General features: G+C 64.1%; 20 protein-coding genes and 1 pseudogene. 10 read left to right on the top strand and 11 right to left on the bottom strand.

Annotated elements, in window-relative coordinates; all coding sequences use genetic code 11:
• The first annotated feature begins 50 nt into the window (after window positions 1-50).
• On the top strand, window positions 51-650 hold the full coding sequence (locus CGZ66_RS38415; RefSeq protein WP_095091895.1) for an NAD(P)-binding domain-containing protein: 600 nt from the start codon (window positions 51-53) through the stop codon (window positions 648-650).
• Between the two features lie 226 nt (window positions 651-876).
• On the opposite strand, the gene CGZ66_RS38410 is transcribed toward CGZ66_RS38415, so the two are convergent.
• A complete protein-coding gene (locus CGZ66_RS38410; protein ID WP_095091894.1) occupies window positions 877-1,893 on the bottom strand; it encodes a polyprenyl synthetase family protein in 1,017 nt (338 codons plus the stop codon).
• A gap of 207 nt (window positions 1,894-2,100) precedes the next feature.
• Between CGZ66_RS38410 and CGZ66_RS38405 the strand changes: the two genes are divergently transcribed.
• The 6 genes from CGZ66_RS38405 (at window position 2,101) to moaB (ending at window position 5,845) form a co-directional block, all read left to right on the top strand.
• Window positions 2,101-2,325: a putative signal transducing protein gene (locus CGZ66_RS38405; RefSeq protein ID WP_015318845.1), complete on the top strand. Its 225-nt coding sequence runs from the start codon at window positions 2,101-2,103 to the stop codon at window positions 2,323-2,325.
• On the top strand, window positions 2,325-3,125 hold the full coding sequence (locus tag CGZ66_RS38400) for a tRNA1(Val) (adenine(37)-N6)-methyltransferase (RefSeq protein ID WP_095091893.1): 801 nt from the start codon (window positions 2,325-2,327) through the stop codon (window positions 3,123-3,125). The genes CGZ66_RS38405 and CGZ66_RS38400 overlap by 1 nt, the downstream gene beginning before the upstream one ends.
• Window positions 3,126-3,204: 79 nt before the next feature.
• Window positions 3,205-4,068 (top strand): S49 family peptidase, encoded by an 864-nt coding sequence (locus tag CGZ66_RS38395; RefSeq protein WP_095091892.1) that lies wholly within the window; start codon window positions 3,205-3,207, stop codon window positions 4,066-4,068.
• A 133-nt stretch (window positions 4,069-4,201) separates the two neighbouring features.
• Window positions 4,202-4,387 carry a membrane protein gene (locus tag CGZ66_RS38390; RefSeq protein WP_027023000.1) on the top strand — a complete coding sequence of 62 codons (186 nt, stop codon included), beginning with the start codon at window positions 4,202-4,204 and terminating at the stop codon, window positions 4,385-4,387.
• Between the two features lie 26 nt (window positions 4,388-4,413).
• On the top strand, window positions 4,414-5,301 hold the full coding sequence (locus CGZ66_RS38385) for a 4-(cytidine 5'-diphospho)-2-C-methyl-D-erythritol kinase (RefSeq protein WP_095091891.1): 888 nt from the start codon (window positions 4,414-4,416) through the stop codon (window positions 5,299-5,301).
• Between the two features lies 1 nt (window position 5,302).
• A complete protein-coding gene (gene moaB, locus CGZ66_RS38380) occupies window positions 5,303-5,845 on the top strand; it encodes a molybdenum cofactor biosynthesis protein B (RefSeq protein ID WP_095091890.1) in 543 nt (180 codons plus the stop codon).
• A 147-nt stretch (window positions 5,846-5,992) separates the two neighbouring features.
• Here the strand turns inward: moaB and CGZ66_RS38375 are convergent, their stop codons facing one another.
• Both CGZ66_RS38375 and CGZ66_RS38370 read right to left on the bottom strand, forming a co-directional pair.
• Window positions 5,993-6,967, bottom strand: a complete 975-nt coding sequence (locus CGZ66_RS38375; protein WP_095091981.1) for a hypothetical protein — start codon at window positions 6,965-6,967, stop codon at window positions 5,993-5,995.
• Window positions 6,968-7,114: 147 nt separating this feature from the next.
• Entirely contained in the window at window positions 7,115-7,633 is a 519-nt protein-coding gene (locus CGZ66_RS38370) for a glycosyltransferase (protein WP_095091980.1), read from the bottom strand.
• A gap of 150 nt (window positions 7,634-7,783) precedes the next feature.
• Here CGZ66_RS38370 and CGZ66_RS38365 point away from each other — a divergent pair, with 150 nt between their 5' ends.
• Window positions 7,784-8,938 (top strand): PA0069 family radical SAM protein, encoded by a 1,155-nt coding sequence (locus CGZ66_RS38365; protein WP_143748966.1) that lies wholly within the window; start codon window positions 7,784-7,786, stop codon window positions 8,936-8,938.
• A gap of 152 nt (window positions 8,939-9,090) precedes the next feature.
• A complete protein-coding gene (locus tag CGZ66_RS38360; RefSeq protein WP_095091888.1) occupies window positions 9,091-9,786 on the top strand; it encodes a ribonuclease HII in 696 nt (231 codons plus the stop codon).
• 72 nt (window positions 9,787-9,858) lie between these two features.
• Here the strand turns inward: CGZ66_RS38360 and CGZ66_RS38355 are convergent, their stop codons facing one another.
• The 8 genes and pseudogenes from CGZ66_RS38355 to CGZ66_RS41280 form a co-directional block, all read right to left on the bottom strand.
• Window positions 9,859-10,350 carry a F0F1 ATP synthase subunit B gene (locus tag CGZ66_RS38355; protein WP_095091887.1) on the bottom strand — a complete coding sequence of 164 codons (492 nt, stop codon included), beginning with the start codon at window positions 10,348-10,350 and terminating at the stop codon, window positions 9,859-9,861.
• A gap of 10 nt (window positions 10,351-10,360) precedes the next feature.
• Window positions 10,361-10,960 carry a F0F1 ATP synthase subunit B gene (locus CGZ66_RS38350; protein ID WP_095091886.1) on the bottom strand — a complete coding sequence of 200 codons (600 nt, stop codon included), beginning with the start codon at window positions 10,958-10,960 and terminating at the stop codon, window positions 10,361-10,363.
• A gap of 67 nt (window positions 10,961-11,027) precedes the next feature.
• Complete coding sequence (locus tag CGZ66_RS38345; RefSeq protein WP_006206606.1) at window positions 11,028-11,252, bottom strand: F0F1 ATP synthase subunit C; 225 nt, start codon at window positions 11,250-11,252, stop codon at window positions 11,028-11,030.
• Between the two features lie 73 nt (window positions 11,253-11,325).
• Window positions 11,326-12,084, bottom strand: a complete 759-nt coding sequence (locus CGZ66_RS38340; RefSeq protein ID WP_095091979.1) for a F0F1 ATP synthase subunit A — start codon at window positions 12,082-12,084, stop codon at window positions 11,326-11,328.
• 59 nt (window positions 12,085-12,143) lie between these two features.
• On the bottom strand, window positions 12,144-12,551 hold the full coding sequence (locus CGZ66_RS38335; RefSeq protein WP_095091885.1) for an AtpZ/AtpI family protein: 408 nt from the start codon (window positions 12,549-12,551) through the stop codon (window positions 12,144-12,146).
• Between the two features lie 255 nt (window positions 12,552-12,806).
• Entirely contained in the window at window positions 12,807-13,991 is a 1,185-nt protein-coding gene (locus CGZ66_RS38330; RefSeq protein WP_095091884.1) for a cell wall hydrolase, read from the bottom strand.
• Window positions 13,992-14,140: 149 nt separating this feature from the next.
• Window positions 14,141-14,602 (bottom strand): MFS transporter, encoded by a 462-nt coding sequence (locus tag CGZ66_RS41285; protein WP_245331401.1) that lies wholly within the window; start codon window positions 14,600-14,602, stop codon window positions 14,141-14,143.
• 88 nt (window positions 14,603-14,690) lie between these two features.
• Window positions 14,691-15,425: pseudogene (locus tag CGZ66_RS41280) on the bottom strand (MFS transporter); the annotation flags it as partial.
• 122 nt (window positions 15,426-15,547) lie between these two features.
• On the opposite strand from CGZ66_RS41280, the gene CGZ66_RS38320 reads away from it, so the two are divergent.
• A complete protein-coding gene (locus CGZ66_RS38320) occupies window positions 15,548-16,471 on the top strand; it encodes a LysR substrate-binding domain-containing protein (RefSeq protein ID WP_095091883.1) in 924 nt (307 codons plus the stop codon).
• The last annotated feature ends 18 nt before the right edge of the window (window positions 16,472-16,489 follow it).

Raw genomic sequence — 16,489 nt, 5'->3', positions numbered from 1 at the left:
CGCTGTCGAAGGCCGGGGTAATCAGTATCGACACCGATAGGAGAAGCATTATGAGCTACGCGATTGTAGGATTCGGTAAGATAGGCCAGGCCCTCGCCTACGCCTTCGCCCGTAAAAACATCGACGTGACCGTCGCGAGCCGCCGGCCGCCCGAGGCGTTGGCGCCGCAGGCTCGGGCGATTGGACCCACGGTCGTCGCCAAGTCGCTGCGGGATGCACTCGAGGCCGACACAATCATCTTGGCGGTCCCGTTCGGGGAACATCGCGAGGTTGCGAAGGCCCTGCCGAGTTGGAAAGGCAAGACGGTCATCGACGCGATGAACGCGTTGGTTCCTCTTGAGGAGCTGGACGGCCTCCCGTCCTCCGCCTTCGTTGCGAAGTCGTTCACCGGCGCTAAGTTCGTGAAAGGTTTCAATCACCTCGTTGCGGCCACCCTGGCCGCCGATCCGATCGTCGAGGGCGGCCACCGGGTGGTCTTCCTGTCGAGCGACGACGAGGACGCGATCGCTCCCGTGGCGGATTTGGCCAAACAACTGGGGTTCGCACCCGTCAAGCTGGGAAAGCTCAACGAGGGTGGCGCGTTGGTGCACGCACGCGACCGCGCTTGGGGCCAGCTGCTCTTCCAGGACCTGTTCAAGAAGGAGCAGTAACGGATTTACTGTCCACTGTCAGAGGTGCTGCTTGCCCGGGCCCCGCCATGAGAGTCCACGCGGGCTAAGTCATAACCCGAGGTCCGGAAGTGGCGAGGGCTTCGACGTCCCCTTTCCACCCCCAAAGCGAATTTCAGGAGGTCGGCTCACCAGACAGCGGCCGTGGCGGTGCCATCTCCTGATCAGGTTTTTTGCAGAGCAGAGCCTGCCCCGAAACGCCAGCCGCTCAGTTCACCCGGCTGATGCAGAAATCGATGACGTCGATCAGCGCCGATTTCTGCGGCGTCGCTTCCAGCGGCGCCAGCGCGTCGCGGGCGATCTCGCCGAAATGGCGGGCACGCCCGATCGTGTCGGCGATCGCGCCGTGGCGGGTCATCAGGCCGATCGCCTTTTCCAGGCCGGCGTCATCGACGACATTGTCCTCGATGGCGCGCTTCCAGAAGGTGCGCTCGGCCTTGGTGCCGCGCCGGTAGGCGAGGATAACCGGCAAGGTCACCTTGCCCTCGCGGAAGTCGTCGCCGACATTCTTGCCCAGATCCTTGCTGGTGCCGCCATAGTCCAGCGCATCGTCGATCAACTGGAAGGCAAGGCCGAGGTTCATGCCGTAGGAGCGCAGTGCGGCACGGTCGTTGCGTGTCGCCTGGGCAATGACCGGGCCGACCTCGGCAGCGGCCGAAAACAGCGCCGCGGTCTTGGCCTTGATGACGGCGAAATGCTCGTCCTCGGTGGTATCGAGGTTCTTGGCGGCGGCGAGCTGCATCACCTCGCCCTCGGCGATGATCGAGGCCGCACTCGACAGGATGTCGAGCGCTTCGAGCGAGCCGACATCGACCATCATGCGGAAGGCCTGGCCGAGCAGGAAGTCGCCGACCAGGACGCTCGCCTGGTTGCCCCAGATCATGCGCGCGGTCTTCTTGCCGCGCCGCATGCCGCTTTCGTCGACGACATCGTCGTGGAGAAGCGTTGCCGTGTGCATGAATTCGACCGCCGTTGCGAGCTTGACGTGGCCCTCGCCGGCATAGCCGAACATCTGCGCGGCAGCGAGCGTCAGCATCGGCCGCAGCCGCTTGCCGCCGGACGAGATCAGATGGTTGGCAACCTCCGGAATCATCTCGACGTCGGAGCCGGCCTTGGACAGGATCAATTCATTGACGCGTCCCATATCGGCCGCCGTCAGATCGATCAAATCCTTGATGGAGGCGGGTTCCCGCTTCCCGTTTTCGATGTTGAGAACGACACCCACGACAATCACTCCCGTCTTGGTATAACGCGTGCGACGGCACCCTTGGTCCCGGCAGGGACTCTAGGGCGCCAGACACGGCCACGGCAAGTGGCGAATTGGCGCGGCGGCGATGACAGCCTGTCAACCCTGCCGAAAGAGCAGGTCTGCTTGGTGACGGAAATCCGCCTGCCCGTTTACATATGCGCCGCAAACTGAGAGTTTCGCCCGATGATAGAGCTCATTCGCACCAACGACGCCGTCATCATCTCCTTTGTCGAATCGCTGATGCGCGATGCCGGCATCGGCTGCTTCGTCGCCGACCAGAACATGAGCGTGCTCGACGGCTCGCTCGGCATCCTGCCGCGACGTGTCATGGTCGATGCCGACCAGGCCGACGCGGCACGGCGCATCCTGACGGATGCCGGCATCGCCAACGAGATCCGCGGGAAATAATGTCCGCCGCGCCGGCCACCCTTGCCCCGGACACGCCGGCCCATACGGTCGATGCCTTCCATCGCGGCCGGTTCTGGCTCGTGCAGCCCAAGCAAGGCGGCCATCGCGCGGGCATGGATGCCATGATGCTGGCGGCGGCCGTGCCATCCTCCTTTGGCGGACGTCTCGCCGATTTCGGCGCTGGCGCCGGGGCCGCCGGTCTGGCGGTGCTGTCGCGCTGCCCAACGGCCGCTGCCGTGCTCGTCGAACGGGCGCCGGAAATGGCTGCTTTCGCCGCAGCAACGCTTGCCCATCCCGGCAATGCCCATCTCAGTGACCGTGCCTCTGTGCTCATCGCCGATGTCACCGTATCGGGACGGGCGCGGGCGGCGGCCGGCCTCGCCGACAACGACTTCGACTTCGTCATCATGAACCCGCCTTTCAACGCCGTACGGGATCGTGCCACGCCCGATCGCCTGAGAAAGGAAGCCCACGTCACGGAGGACGGACTGTTCGAGAGCTGGATCAGAAGTGCTGCCGCCGTAGTCAGGCCGCGCGGTGGGCTTGCCGTGATCGCCCGGCCCGAGCAGCTCGGCTCCATTCTCGACGCGATCTCCGGCCGCTTCGGCGATGCCGAGATCCTCGCTGTCCATCCCCGCCCCGACGCGGCGGCGATCCGCATCGTCGTCAGGGCTGCGCTCGGGGCGCGGGGGAAGCTCGCCATTCGCCCTCCGCTGATGCTTCATGCGCAATCGGGCGACGGCCCTGATGAGCGCAGCGAAATGATTGCCAACGGCCTGGCCTCGCTGTTCGGAGATTGAGCTATTCTTACCGGCCGCATTGCCGTTGGCCGGGGAGTTCCTACATGCCTGCAACCTATCGACTGGAGACCGCGCCCTCGTGAAACGACTTATCAACCGCCTGCTGCCGAAGTCTTGGCGCTCGACCGTCGTCACCATTCCGGTCATCCGGCTGCACGGCACCATCATGCCCGGGGGTGGCCAGTTCCGGCCGACCCTGTCGCTGGCCTCGACGGCCGGCCTCATCGAGAAGGCGTTTTCCTACGACGCACCGGCGGTCGCCATCTCGATCAATTCGCCGGGCGGCTCGCCGGTGCAATCGCGGCTGATCTTCAAGCGTATTCGTGACCTGGCAACTGAAAAGAACAAGAAAGTGCTGGTCTTCGTCGAAGACGTCGCGGCATCGGGCGGCTACATGATCGCGGTCGCCGGCGACGAGATCTTCGCCGATCCGTCCTCCATCGTCGGTTCGATCGGCGTGGTCTCGGCCTCGTTCGGCTTCCCGGAGCTGATGAAGAAGATCGGCGTCGAGCGCCGTGTCCACACCGCCGGCCAGAACAAGGCTGTGCTCGATCCGTTCAAGCCGGAGAAGAAGGAAGACGTCGAGCGCCTGAAAGCGCTGCAACTCGAGGTGCACGGCACGTTCATCGACCTCGTCAAGGAAAGGCGCGGCACGAAGCTGAAGGACGATCCGGACCTGTTCACCGGTCTGTTCTGGACCGGCATGAAGGGTCTCGAACTCGGCCTGGTCGATGCACTCGGCGACATGCGCACGGTGCTCAAGACCCGTTTCGGAGCGAAGACCCAGCTCAGGCTGGTCACGGCGCCGCGCGGTTTCCTCAGCCGGTTCGGCCTGTTCGGGTCGAGCAAGGGCTTTTCAGCGCCCGATATCGCCGCGGCAGCCGCCAGCGGCGTGATCGATGCGGCGGAAGAGCGCGCGTTGTGGTCTCGCTTCGGGCTTTGAAAACCGGGCAAAACCGTCTAGCATGAGAGCTTGAAGTCTTATGCATGTCGCTTTCCTAAAACCGGATCCACCTTTGGGCGACATGCATGAACCGACCCGACCGGCCGCCGCCCAGCGTGGGAGGAGTTTTGACATGCCGCAGATCATTTTCTTCACCGTCGTTGGCGTCGCCGCCTATTTCGGCTACCGCACCTTCATCCGGGAAGCCGAGCGCGTGACCGCCAAGGTGCGGCGCACGGAAAAGCAGGCAGCCAACGGTGCCATGGGTACGCTGGTCAAGGATCCGAAGACCGGCGAATACCGGCTGGCCAAGGACTGAGCATCATCCCGCATACGACTGACGCCGTGGACACCGAGATCGGGTCGCGCACCTGGCATGCGCACGCCAAGATCAATCTGGCGCTGCATGTCACCGGCAGGCGCCCTGACGGCTATCACCTGATCGAAAGCCTGGCGGTGTTCACGCGTTTTGGCGACCGGGTCGAAATCGCGCTCGCCGACAGCGACGATTTTACCGTGTCTGGCCGCTACGCGCAGGCCGTTCCGCTCGACGCCAGCAATCTCGTGCTCAAGGCCCGCGATGCGCTGCGAAGAGAGGCTGGGGCCAAGAAAACCTCGCCGGTCGCCATCCGGCTCGAAAAGAACCTGCCGGTTGCCTCCGGCGTCGGCGGCGGCTCGAGCGATGCGGCAGCCGTGCTGCGCGGGCTGGCGGAGACATGGGCCCTAGACATGGACAGCACTGAGCTGGGGCGGATCGGCCTTTCGCTTGGCGCCGATGTGCCGATGTGCCTGGCGGCCAAGCCGCTGATCGCGCGGGGCATCGGGGACGAGTTGTCGATGGTGCCCGATTTTTCGGCGCTGGGGCTGGTGCTGGTCAATCCCGGAACGGCCGTCTCGACCGCCGAGGTGTTCGCAGCGCTGTCGCGTCGCGACAATGCGCCACTGCCGCCTTTGCCGCGCAGCATCGATTTCCATAGCCTGCGCAACTGGCTGGAAATCACCCGCAATGATCTTGAGCCCGCGGCGCTGGCGATGCAGCCCGCCATCGGCAGAGCGCTTTCCTGGCTTAACAAGGCTGGATCGGGATTCTCCCGGATGTCCGGATCCGGCGCGACATGCTTCGGCCTGTTCGAGACCGGCAATGTCGCCAAGCGCGCAGCCGCGGACATCCGCAGCCGCCAGCCCGACTGGTTCGTCGCCGCGACGCGCAGCATGACATCGGAGGCTGGCTGAGATGGCCAGGATTGACGAGAGCCGGCCTTTCATTCCGATCCGCATCGCGGTGCTGACCGTCTCGGACACACGCAGCCTCGCCGACGACAAATCCGGCCAGACACTGGCCGACCGCATCACTGAAGCCGGCCACGTCCTCGCCGCCCGCGATATCGTCACCGATGACCGCGAAAAGATCCGCGACAAGGTGCTCGGCTGGTCGCGGGACGCTGCGATCGACGTCGTCATCACCACTGGCGGCACCGGGTTCACCGGCCGCGACGTGACGCCGGAAGCGCTGGAGCCGATCTTCGAAAAGCGCATGGACGGCTTTTCGGAAGTCTTCCACCGCATCTCCTACGACAAGATCGGCACCTCGACGATCCAGAGCCGGGCGACCGGCGGCGTCGTCAACGCCACCTTCGTCTTCGTGCTGCCGGGCTCGCCCGGCGCCTGCAGGGACGCCTGGGACGGCATCCTGAAGGCGCAGTTCGACTACCGGCACATGCCCTGCAACTTCGTCGAGATCATGCCGCGCCTGGACGAGCATCTGCGGCGCGGTTGAGGCCAAACGGCAAGCAATTCAAGCGCCCGACCTCGGTTTCGCCAGCAGAACACTGCTTGCGCCTTCGAAGTGTCATTCCCAACCGGATGCCGCATGAATAGTCTCGGCCACGATTTTGAAGGCGGGACCGGCTGGGATGGTTCCCTGTCAGCGGATGACCGGCTCGCCGTGAAAGCGCCGGCGTGAGGGCGGCGACACGCCGAAGCCGACTTCCATCATCAGCCGCGGCGTGCGCGCCGGCACCGTGCCCATGTGGAAGCCAAACGGATCCTCGACGAAGCCGAGACCGGCTTCACCGGTCAGCGTCACCGGGCTGTGCTCGCCGTAGACATCCAGAACCTCTTGTGCGGGATGGCCGACCAGCAAGGTGAGCTGATGCTTGAGGCTGCGGCGCTTGTGACTGCCCCGGACATAGACATGCGGGCCGGTGTCGGCGTCGACCGGCTTGAGATAGAAGAAGAATTTCAGCATGCGCCAGTCGTCGAGGTCGAAATGATACTTGCCGAGCGAGGCAAGGTTCTTGTCGGCGTCCGAAGCCTCACCCGTCGGAAAACTCCACCAGACGCGCGTGGTGATGAGTTTTGCCTGGCCGCCGAGATAGTGCGCCGCAATATCCAGAAGCAGCGGATCGCGCTGGATGGCGAGTGCCGCCCGGCAGTCGAGGATGCGCTCGAAAAAATGTCCGCTGAGCAGTGAGCGACCCATGCGTTTCTCGGCCTCGGCATGTTCACCCGGCATGAATTCGAGACGGCGATCGAAATTGCCAAAGCAAGGCGTGCGCTGGGCGAAACTGGCGATCTCTTCATGGGTCGCCGGTGGCAGCATCAGGCCCGAAAACAGCCCGTCGGAGCGCAGCGCTTCGACCACGGCTTCGCGGTCGACGCCGGCAAACATCGTATCCCCCGAATTATGGGCCGGACGAGCGCGTTTTGCGCCCAGCCAATGCATCCGGCGTCCTGGCATTGTGCGCGCCAGCACGAACATCGGCAGCCAGGCAGGGTTTTCGCGCAGGTCCGTCAGATAGGTCGGAATGCGCACGGCGATGCGGCGCAGCAGGCTGCCGTTGCGGGCAACGGCCTCAAGACTGGCAGCGCCGGATTTGTTGGGAGGTGAAAGCTTCATCGGGTCCTCGGCTATGAGCGTGGCGCCGATGCCGCATCGGTGCTCATCACTCGGCATGACCCAAACCCAATCCACCCGTCTGAACGGGAAACTAACCTCGCGTCAGATTTTGTGCAATGCACAATGAACAGAGCACCTGCAAAAAGATCACTCCGGGGAGCGCTGCTTCGGCGGTGCCACCCAGATTTCGGCGTCGAGCCGCTTTGTCGCGAGGCCGCGTGCGATGGCCTCGGCGCTGCCGGCACTCTTCGACGCTGCCGCGGCCTGAAGCTTGCTGATCAGCAATCCATCGGCCAAGGCGCGGTTTCCCGAAAACACCCGGGCCAGGAACGGTGTGCGGCTGCCGCGCGCCCGCGAGAAGCGCGCCGCCATGGTCTGCCTGGCCGTGTGGGCAACGACCGCATCGATCCAGCCGTCCACCAGCCGCGAGCCCGGCTCCAGGAGCAGCACCCAGTCACCCTTGGCCTGGCGGATGCCGGCAGCGATACCGCCGGTCACGTAGTGACAGCCGGCATGCTCGGCAACACGATGCGTCTGGTCGGTTGAACCCGTGTCACAGACGATGACGTCACGCACCACGCCCTCGACCGCGCCGCCAATCAGCGAGGCGAGCGTGCGGGCGAGGCCCTCCTCGTCATTGCGGGTTTCGATCAGGACACTGAGCATCATTAGCCGAATAGCGGAAAGCCGAACGCAGCGCCAGTTTTTGCAGCGCACCATAAAAAGTTCTTGCTTTGTTCTCATCGGCGAAATAGGAATAATTTCATGAACAGAGCGATTCGACACAACATAGACAGTCCCTGGGAGCGGGCGAAGATGGAACAGATCGTGCGCGCCGACATTGCAGCTTTCGGAGCTGGAAGAGCCGAGATGGCCAATGCGATGATCGAGCAGAGTGGCGTGCGTGTCCGTCCGGACCGCAATCGCGGCAGGTCGGCGGGCATCAATCCATCCGGCCGGTTCGAGCCTGTCAGCCGGCATGTCTTCGATGATGGCTGGAATTCGCTGGAGGAACTACCGCCCTTCAAGACCGAGGTGCAGGTCGAGAAGCCACGCACCATCATCACCCGCAACGAATCGCCAGACATCTCCTTCGACCGGTCGATCAATCCTTATCGCGGCTGCGAACATGGCTGCGTCTATTGCTTTGCCCGGCCGACGCACAGTTTCATGGGCCTGTCGCCAGGCCTCGATTTCGAATCGAAGCTGTTCGCCAAGCCGGACGCGGCGCGACTGCTCTACAAGGAACTGTCGAAGGATAGCTACCAGCCGCGCACCATCGCGATCGGCACCAACACCGATCCCTACCAGCCGATCGAGAAGCAGTATCGGATCATGCGTGAGATCCTCGAAGTGCTGGAAGCGCGCGGCCATCCGGTCGGCATCGTCACCAAGTCCGCATTGGTGACGCGCGACATCGATATCCTGTCGCGCATGGCCGAGCGCGGGCTGGCCAAGGTGGCGCTGTCGGTGACGACGCTCGATCGCATGCTGGCCAGAACGATGGAGCCCCGCGCCTCGACGCCGACCAAGCGGCTGGAGGCGATCCGGCAGCTTTCGGATGCCGGCATTCCGGCCTCGGTCATGGTGGCGCCGATCATCCCCGGCCTGACCGACCAGGAGATGGAACGCATCCTCGATTCGGCACGCGCCGCCGGTGCGCGCGAAGCGGGTTATGTCGTGCTGCGCCTGCCGCTGGAGGTCAGTCCGATCTTCAAGGACTGGCTGTTGCGCCACTATCCCGACCGTTACCGCCACGTGATGTCGCTGATCCGCTCGATGCGCGACGGCAAGGACTACGATTCGGAGTGGGGCAAGCGCATGAAGGGTGCTGGTCCCTACGCCTGGCAGATCGGCCGGCGCTTCGAGATCACCGCCAAGCGGCTCGGCCTCAACGTCGAACGGCGCACGCTTCGGACCGATCAGTTCGTGGCCGGCGGCAAGGACCAGGTGCAGCTGACCCTGCTTTGAAAAGACAATTCGTCGCGGCGGTTTGACCTGTCGCGGCACAAGAATCCCGTCCGGCCTGCCCCGGCCTGCAGACGGTGCCCTCCCGGTCCGGCGCCCCACCCGACCCGGAGGGACTTGCGGAGAATCGGAGCCGATGCGAACCTCGCCGCAACATGGCTCGCGCGCGTTCCGATTCTCCGCTTCTCTTTGAGATCATCGAGAAACCCGATTTCTCCTTCGAGACGAAGGCGATGACGGATGGCCTGTGGCCGGTGGCGGGCATGGACGAGGCCGGCCGCGGTCCGCTGGCCGGGCCGGTGGTCGCGGCGGCGGTGGTGCTCGACCCCGCCAACATTCCAGACGGGCTCGACGATTCCAAACGTCTCAGCCATCTGCAACGCGAAGCGCTGTTCGTGCGAATTCTTGGCTCGGCGCTGGGCGTTTCGATGGCGTCCATCAGCGCCGAGGGCATCGACGGCAGCAACATCCTAAAGGCCAGCCTGGAAGCGATGCGCCGCGCCCTGGTCGGGCTGTCGGTCCAACCGAAACTCGCGCTCGCCGACGGGCGCGACGTGCCGCCAGGGTTGCCCTGCGTGGCGCGCGCGCTGATCAAGGGCGACCAGCGCTCGCAATCGATCGCCGCTGCCTCGATCGTCGCCAAGGTGATGCGCGACCGCATGATGTGCGGCTGCGGCAACCATCACGAGCGCTACGGGTTCGAGGTCCACATGGGCTACGCCACGGCCCGCCATCGCACGGCGATCGAAGCGCATGGGCCGGTGGCGCGGCTGCACCGCGTGTCCTTCGCGCCGTTCAGGCTTGGCGGGACGGAAGTGGCGGAAGACGAGAGCCTCGCCGGCCTGGATTGAGCGGATAGTTTTCCACAACAAAAAGCCGCCAGGTTTCCCGGGCGGCTTTGATCTTTGCTCTGTGTTACAGGCTCAGTTGAGCTTGGACTTCACATCCGCCAGCGATGCCTTGAAGAGGTCGGCGCCGGCCTTGGCGTCCATCTTGCCGGCGAGCAGCGCACGCGCAGCCTCGACGGCGATGTCGACGGCGCTGGCGCGGACTTCGCTGATGGCGTCTCGCTCGGCCTGACCGATCTTCTGTTCGGCAAGCGCGGTGCGCCTGGCGACATAGTCCTCGGTCTTCTTGTGCGCTTCCGCAGCGAGCATGTCGGCTTCGCGCTTGGCGGCCGCAACGATGTCGGCGGCCTCCTGCTCGGCTTCCTTGCGCTTGCGCTGGTACTGGCCGAGCAGCTGCTGGGCCTCCTCGCGCAGCCGGCGCGCTTCATCCAGCTCGTTGCTGATCCTGGCGGCGCGGGCGTCGAGCGCCTTGGCGATCATGCCAGGCACCTTGATGTAAACGGCAACGCCGAGGAAGATGATGAGGGCTATCGTTGCCCAGAGCGTCGCGAGAGATGTGTAATCCATGATGCGCTCCTCACCGGGCCACGGATTTGACCGCGGCCGCGATCTCGGCCTTGCTGGCCTTGCCGCCGACCAGTGCCTCGACGATCGCCGAAGCGGTGTCCTCGGCAATGCTGCCGACTTCCTTCATGGCCTTGGCCTTGATGGAAGAAATGCGGGCTTCGGCCTCGCCAAGCTTCTCGTCGAGGGCCGCCTCGACCTTCTTGCGTGCGGTCTCGGCTTCGGCCTTGGCCGCATCGCCGGCCTGCTGGCCGATCGCGTTGGCCTTGGTCTTGGCTTCCGTCAGTTCCTGCTCGTAGGCAGCAACGGCAGCGTCGGCCTCGCCCTTCAACTTGCTCGCCTGGTCGAGGTCCTGGGTGATCCGGTCGTTGCGGACCTCGATGATGCCCCCGACGCGCGGCATCACAACCCGCTTCAGGAAGAGGTAGAACAGCCCGAAAGTGATCGCCAGCCACAGAAGCTGCGACGGGAACGTCGCAGGATCGAATGGTGGAAACGTGCCGTGCGCTTCGGCAGGCACGCTGGTGCCGGAATGCGTGTCGCCTTCCGTCGCAGCGTGGCTGGTGTCGGCTGCAGGTGCGGACTCTTGCGCGAAGGCAGATGTCACGAACATGGACTATCCCCGAAATTCAAGCCTGCCGCTCGCGCGGCCGGCCTGTCCAATCTTCCCAACGCTTAGCTCAGCCGAACAGGGCCAGAAGCGCGATGAGAAGCGAGAAAATGCCCAGAGCTTCGGTCACGGCGAAGCCGAAGATCAGACGGCCGAACTGGCCATCAGCAGCCGACGGATTGCGCAGAGCGCCCGCCAGGTAGCTGCCGAAGATGTTGCCGAGGCCAATGCCCGCGCCACCCATGCCCAGGCAAGCGATGCCGGCGCCGATGTACTTTGCTGCTTCTGCGTCCATTTGTTCAACTCCTTTGGATCTAAAATTCCGTTGCGATTCAATCCGGCGCCAATGTTGGGCCGGAAACTCTTGCTCAGTGCCCAGGGTGCAGGGCGTCGTTGAGGTACATGCAGGTCAACACCGCAAAGACGTAGGCCTGCAGGAAAGCGACCAGCAGTTCCAGTGCCGTCAGCGCCACCGCCATTGCCAGCGGCAGGACCGAGCCCGCCACACCGACCGCGCCCAGCGCGCTCAGGCTGACGACAAATCCAGAAAACACCTTCAGCGTGATGTGGCCGGCGAGCATGTTGGCGAACAGACGAACCGAGAGGCTGACCGGGCGCGACACGAAGGAGATCACCTCGATCAGCACCACCAGCGGCAGCAGGAAGACCGGCACGCCATGCGGCACGAACAGCTTCAGGAAGCCCAAACCGTGCTTCATGAAACCGTAGACGACCACGGTTCCGATCACCAGGGCGGCGAGGCCGAAGGTGACGATGATATGGCTGGTGACGGTGAAGAAATACGGGAACAGGCCAAGCAGATTGGCGACCAGCACGAACATGAACAGCGAGAACACGAACGGGAAGAACTTCATGCCCTGCGTGCCGGCGGCATCGCGCAACATGTTGCCGACGAACTCATAGGCCATCTCGGAGACCGACTGAAGCCGGCCGGGAACCAGGCTGCGGCTCGAGGTTGTGAGAAACAGAAATGCCGCCGCAACGACCACGGTTGCGACCATGAACAGTGCGGAATTGGTGAAAGACAGGTCGTAGCCGCCGATCTCGATCGGTATCAGCTTGTTGATATGGAACTGGTGGATCGGATCGACCTTGTCAGCTGCCACGTTCAAACCCCGTCAATGCCGCTTACGGCTTCGTTACCATTACCACACATGAAGCGCGGTCATTTCCTGTCGTCCTGGTCACGGCGCGATTTATCGCCCTGTCCGAATTCTGCCACAACGCCCGCGGAACGCATCACATTGAGCACGCCGGCGCCAAAACCCAGCAGCAGAAACACGATCAGACCCCATGGCGATGTCCCCGCCAGACGGTCGATGATCCAGCCGATGCCGGCACCCACCACCACCCCGGCGATGAACTCGCTGGAGAGTTTGAGCGCCTGGCCATAACCGGCCACACTGCCCGCTTTCGCGTCGTCTTTCCCCTCGAGCCGGTCCGGCCGCCTTGTCGCAAGCGATGCTTCAAGATCACGCCGGCGGCGCTCAAGATCGTCGTCGCGGATTTCGGCTTCATGCTGCTTGCCGCGGCCGGTTTCTCCGGTTCCGTCTGGCCTGTTTTTATCGGCCATCGCAACCCCCCTGCCCGGTCAGACCGTCACCGTCCGTCCGCTTCTAAAGTCGCCGGCAACATAGTTAGAGGGTTTGCGCCAGTCAAGCCACGGGCGGAAGTTCATTGTCATGTATTTTAGGCAACAAAATCAATTGGTTATAAAGGTGCGACATCGTGCCCGCCACGACGACGGGGATGCGCTGCACGAATCCCCCCGGCATTGGCTCTTCGATCGGCTGCACGCAGCGCGAAAAGATCGGTGACTGTGCGGTGCTCAGCTCCAGCCGCCGCCATAGGTGCGGTAGAAGATATGCAGGCCGATCTTGGTCATCTTCTGCATCGTGCGCGCCCAGCCGGGATGGACATATTGGGCGTAGTAGTGGGTCGACGATCCGACTTCGGGGATGAAGATCTTGCCGGCGGTGACGGCCATGGCGATATCCTGCGCGGTCTTGTAAGCGGCGGGGCTGTCGATGCGCTTCCTCCTGCCGTCGCAAGCGAAAGAGAACTGGCAGCGGTTGAACCAGCTGTCGTTCTGGTAGACGACGCCGCAGATCGAATTGGGATAGGCCGGGTTGCGGACGCGATTGAGGATGACCTGAGCCACGGCGGCCTGGCCGCGCACGGATTCGCTTCTCGCCTCGAAATAGATGCCGTTGGCAAGGCATGCCTGCTCCTTCTTGGAGAAGACACTCGCCGGCAGCGGGTTCTGGATCCAGGAATGGTCGCCCTTGGCCATCGGCGGGATGAAGCGACCGTCATTGGGCTGCTCGTCCTGAAGCAGGGCTTCGAAGGGCGATGCCTTGGCATAGTCGGGCTCGGCCTGCGCATAGGCGGTCGCCAGCACATCGGGATGGTCGTTGTTGACCAGCGCGGCAAGCATGGCCGGCACGCCGGGATCCGGCTTCTTGTCCTCACGCGCATGGAATGCCGCGGCGATCTGGATTTCCTTGCCTTTGATCTGCGGTTTGGCGAAAGCCATCTTCAAGCCGCTATCCATGCTGGGCCGCAGCAAGGAGGAGGTGCGCTCGAAGATCGAGCCGGCATTGAAATTCTTCGGCGGCGTGACGGGAGAAACCTGGACGATGCGGCCCTTCTTGTCGGCCCGCACGATGCGATCCTCGTCGGGCGTGCCGCTGACCTTGCCGCCCTTGCCACGAAACGACACGTTGCCGACGCCGGCCAGATGGACGCCCGATCCGGAGATGGAGCCGGTGACGTCGGAATCGACAAAGGGCATCTCGGCCGCATGGGTCGAGCCGGCGACGGATTTCTCGACATAGGAATTCCAGCGGGTGTTCGACGCTTCGAGGCCGGACACAAAGCTGGTCATGTCCTGGTAGGCGGCGACGGTCGGAAAGCCGATCCAGATTCCGAGACCGATGACGAACGGGGTCAGAAAGCCACGTTTTTTCTCACCGGCGGCGGCCGCAAGCCGCTTCAACACACGTCGATGCACGGAACTCTCTCCAGGAACGCGACTGACCCCACTGGAGAGCAAAATGATGCATTAACCTTGATGGGACGTTAACAGGTTCGATCGGGTTTTCTCAGTCGGCTCAAGGTCGTGGTTCCGAAGTCGGGCGATTTTGCGGCCAGCATGCGAAGTCAGGCCGGCCGCAGGAAAATCGGCCGAGCCATCAGCGCGCAGATGGCGGCCGATAGCCAGACGCACGCCCATGATCCGACGACCAGAAGCCCAGGGATGGCGATCGGCACCAGGAAGAAGGCGACAAAGACAAAGCTGTTGGCCAGACCGAGCGCCGTCCCGGCATTGCTGGCGCCGGCAAGCGTGGCAAGCTCGGTGTAGGCAACGCCGTGCCAGGCTGAAACACAGATGCCGGCAACGATCAGCGCGGCAACGATCGTTGTCGCGAGCACCGGCTGCCAGGCGGGAATGGTGGCCGCGACAAACACAAGCAGCGTGAGGGTGGCAAAGGCGGCTGCGCTCAGCATGCTGAAAAAGCGGAGGAACGAGCGGCGGTTGCCGCGTCGATCGGTGAAGCGGCCGCTCCAGACGCGCATGACCATGGCGCCGACCTGCACGGCTGCCAGGCTGGCGCTGATCACTGTCGTTCCCAACAGAGGCGAAGGTGAGCACCGCCACTTGCGGGACGCAGAGCAGGCCGATGGCCATTGCGATACGCCAGACGTCCGGATTGCGCAGCGGTGTCGGGCCGGCCGACACCATGGCGTCGCTGGCGGACGTCGCGTCTTCGCCGATTGGTGGCTGGTGCAACCAGCGCCACGCGAAAAGCGCCGTGACGGCGGAGAATGCGGCCAGCAGGCCGTAGACCGCTGCAAAGCCATGCACCGAGGCAAGCGACGGCAGGACAAAGGCGCCGAGCCCGCCGCCGAGCGGCACCGCAGTCTGCCTGATGCTCATGGCGAAGCCGCGCTCGCCTTCACGGAACCAGGCCATGATGGCGCGGCCGCTTGAGCCATTGACGCTGCCGCCAAGCAGGCCAGTGACAAGCAACACGGCGGCCAGAAGCACAACCCCGGGAAGGTGTGCCGGCGACGGCACGACCAGCAATGCCATGAGAAGCAGCCATGCCGCGGTGGCACCGAGTCCGGCCAGCAGCACGCGGCGATCGCCCCAGCGATCGGTGAGCAATCCCCACGGCAGTTCGCTCAGCGCCACACCCAGGCCAAGCAGACCGAGAACCAGCCCGAGCTGACCATTGCCGAGCTGGTAGCCAGAGCGCAAGAAGACCGCCGTCGCCGGGATGCCGGAGAAGGTCGCGGAAAAGCTGGCATTGGCGGCAACACCGATGCCCAGCACCTTCCAGCGATGATTGGAGCGGACGGTCGCGGCACCAGCGGCGGCTCCATCCGGCTGCTGCCGAGGCCTGGCCTGGCTGCATCCCAAATCCGTAGCGACGAGCGACATGACTGAATTCCCTTGATGGTCCGACTGCATCCGGACCTTGACGCCTCGTCTTTACCGCCATAGATTCATGCCGAATATCGGGAAGTTTTTGACTTACTATCCTGAAAATCAGGACTATTGCCGTGCGACGCGTGACATTCGACCTCGACGTTCTTCGCAGTTTCGTCACCGGCATGGAGCTGGGCAGCTTCGCCAAGGCTGCCGACCGGCTTGGCCGATCAACGTCGGCGGTCAGCGCGCAATTGAAGAAACTGGAGGAGCAGGCGGCGACGCCGATCTTCCGCAAGTCGGGACGGGGCCTCGCCTTGACCGAGGCCGGCGAGACCATGCTTGGCTATGCGCGGCGGCTGATCGAGCTCAATGACGAGGCGGCATCCGCTATCCATGACGTCGAGCTGGAAGGCTGGGTACGGCTTGGGCTGCAGGAGGATTTCGGCGAGGCGGTGCTGCCTGACGTGCTCGGGCGCTTCGCCCGTGCCCATCCCAAGGTCAAGATCGAAGCCAGGATCGCGCGCAGCTACGAACTTGCCGAGCGCGTCACTTCAGGCAATCTCGACATCGCGCTCGCCTGGCACAGCGGCGAGACGCTGCCCTACAGCGAGCACGTCGCCGACGTGCAGATGCGCTGGATCGGCCCGGCAAAGCGCATCGCGACCAGCCTGCGCAACGGCGAGCCGCTGCCGCTGGTGGCGCTTGAAGCACCCTGCCTTTTGCGCACGGTGGCGACCGAAACGCTCGACCGCGCCGGTCTGTCGTGGCGGATGGCCTTTTCCAGCCCAAGCCTTGGCGGCATCTGGGCAGCTGTCGCGGCGGGACTGGGGCTGACCATCCGCACCGACATCGGCCTGCCGGCCAGCGTCAGCGCGATGACACCGGAGATCGCTGGGCTGCCGGCACTACCCAAAATGGCGTTGTTCCTGCACCGCAAGGATGCCGAACCCGAGCCGGTGGTCGCGCGCCTCGCCGAGATATTGCTGCAGGCGGTGCGGCAACAGCTGCCCGATAACACGCGGACCAACGAAAACGGTTTGCGCGACGTGGCTTGATCATGGCGCCAGGACGGG

The organism is Mesorhizobium sophorae (assembly GCF_002270415.1).
Taxonomy (GTDB): Bacteria; Pseudomonadota; Alphaproteobacteria; order Rhizobiales; family Rhizobiaceae; genus Mesorhizobium; species Mesorhizobium sophorae.
This window is presented reverse-complemented; position numbering and strand designations above follow the sequence as displayed.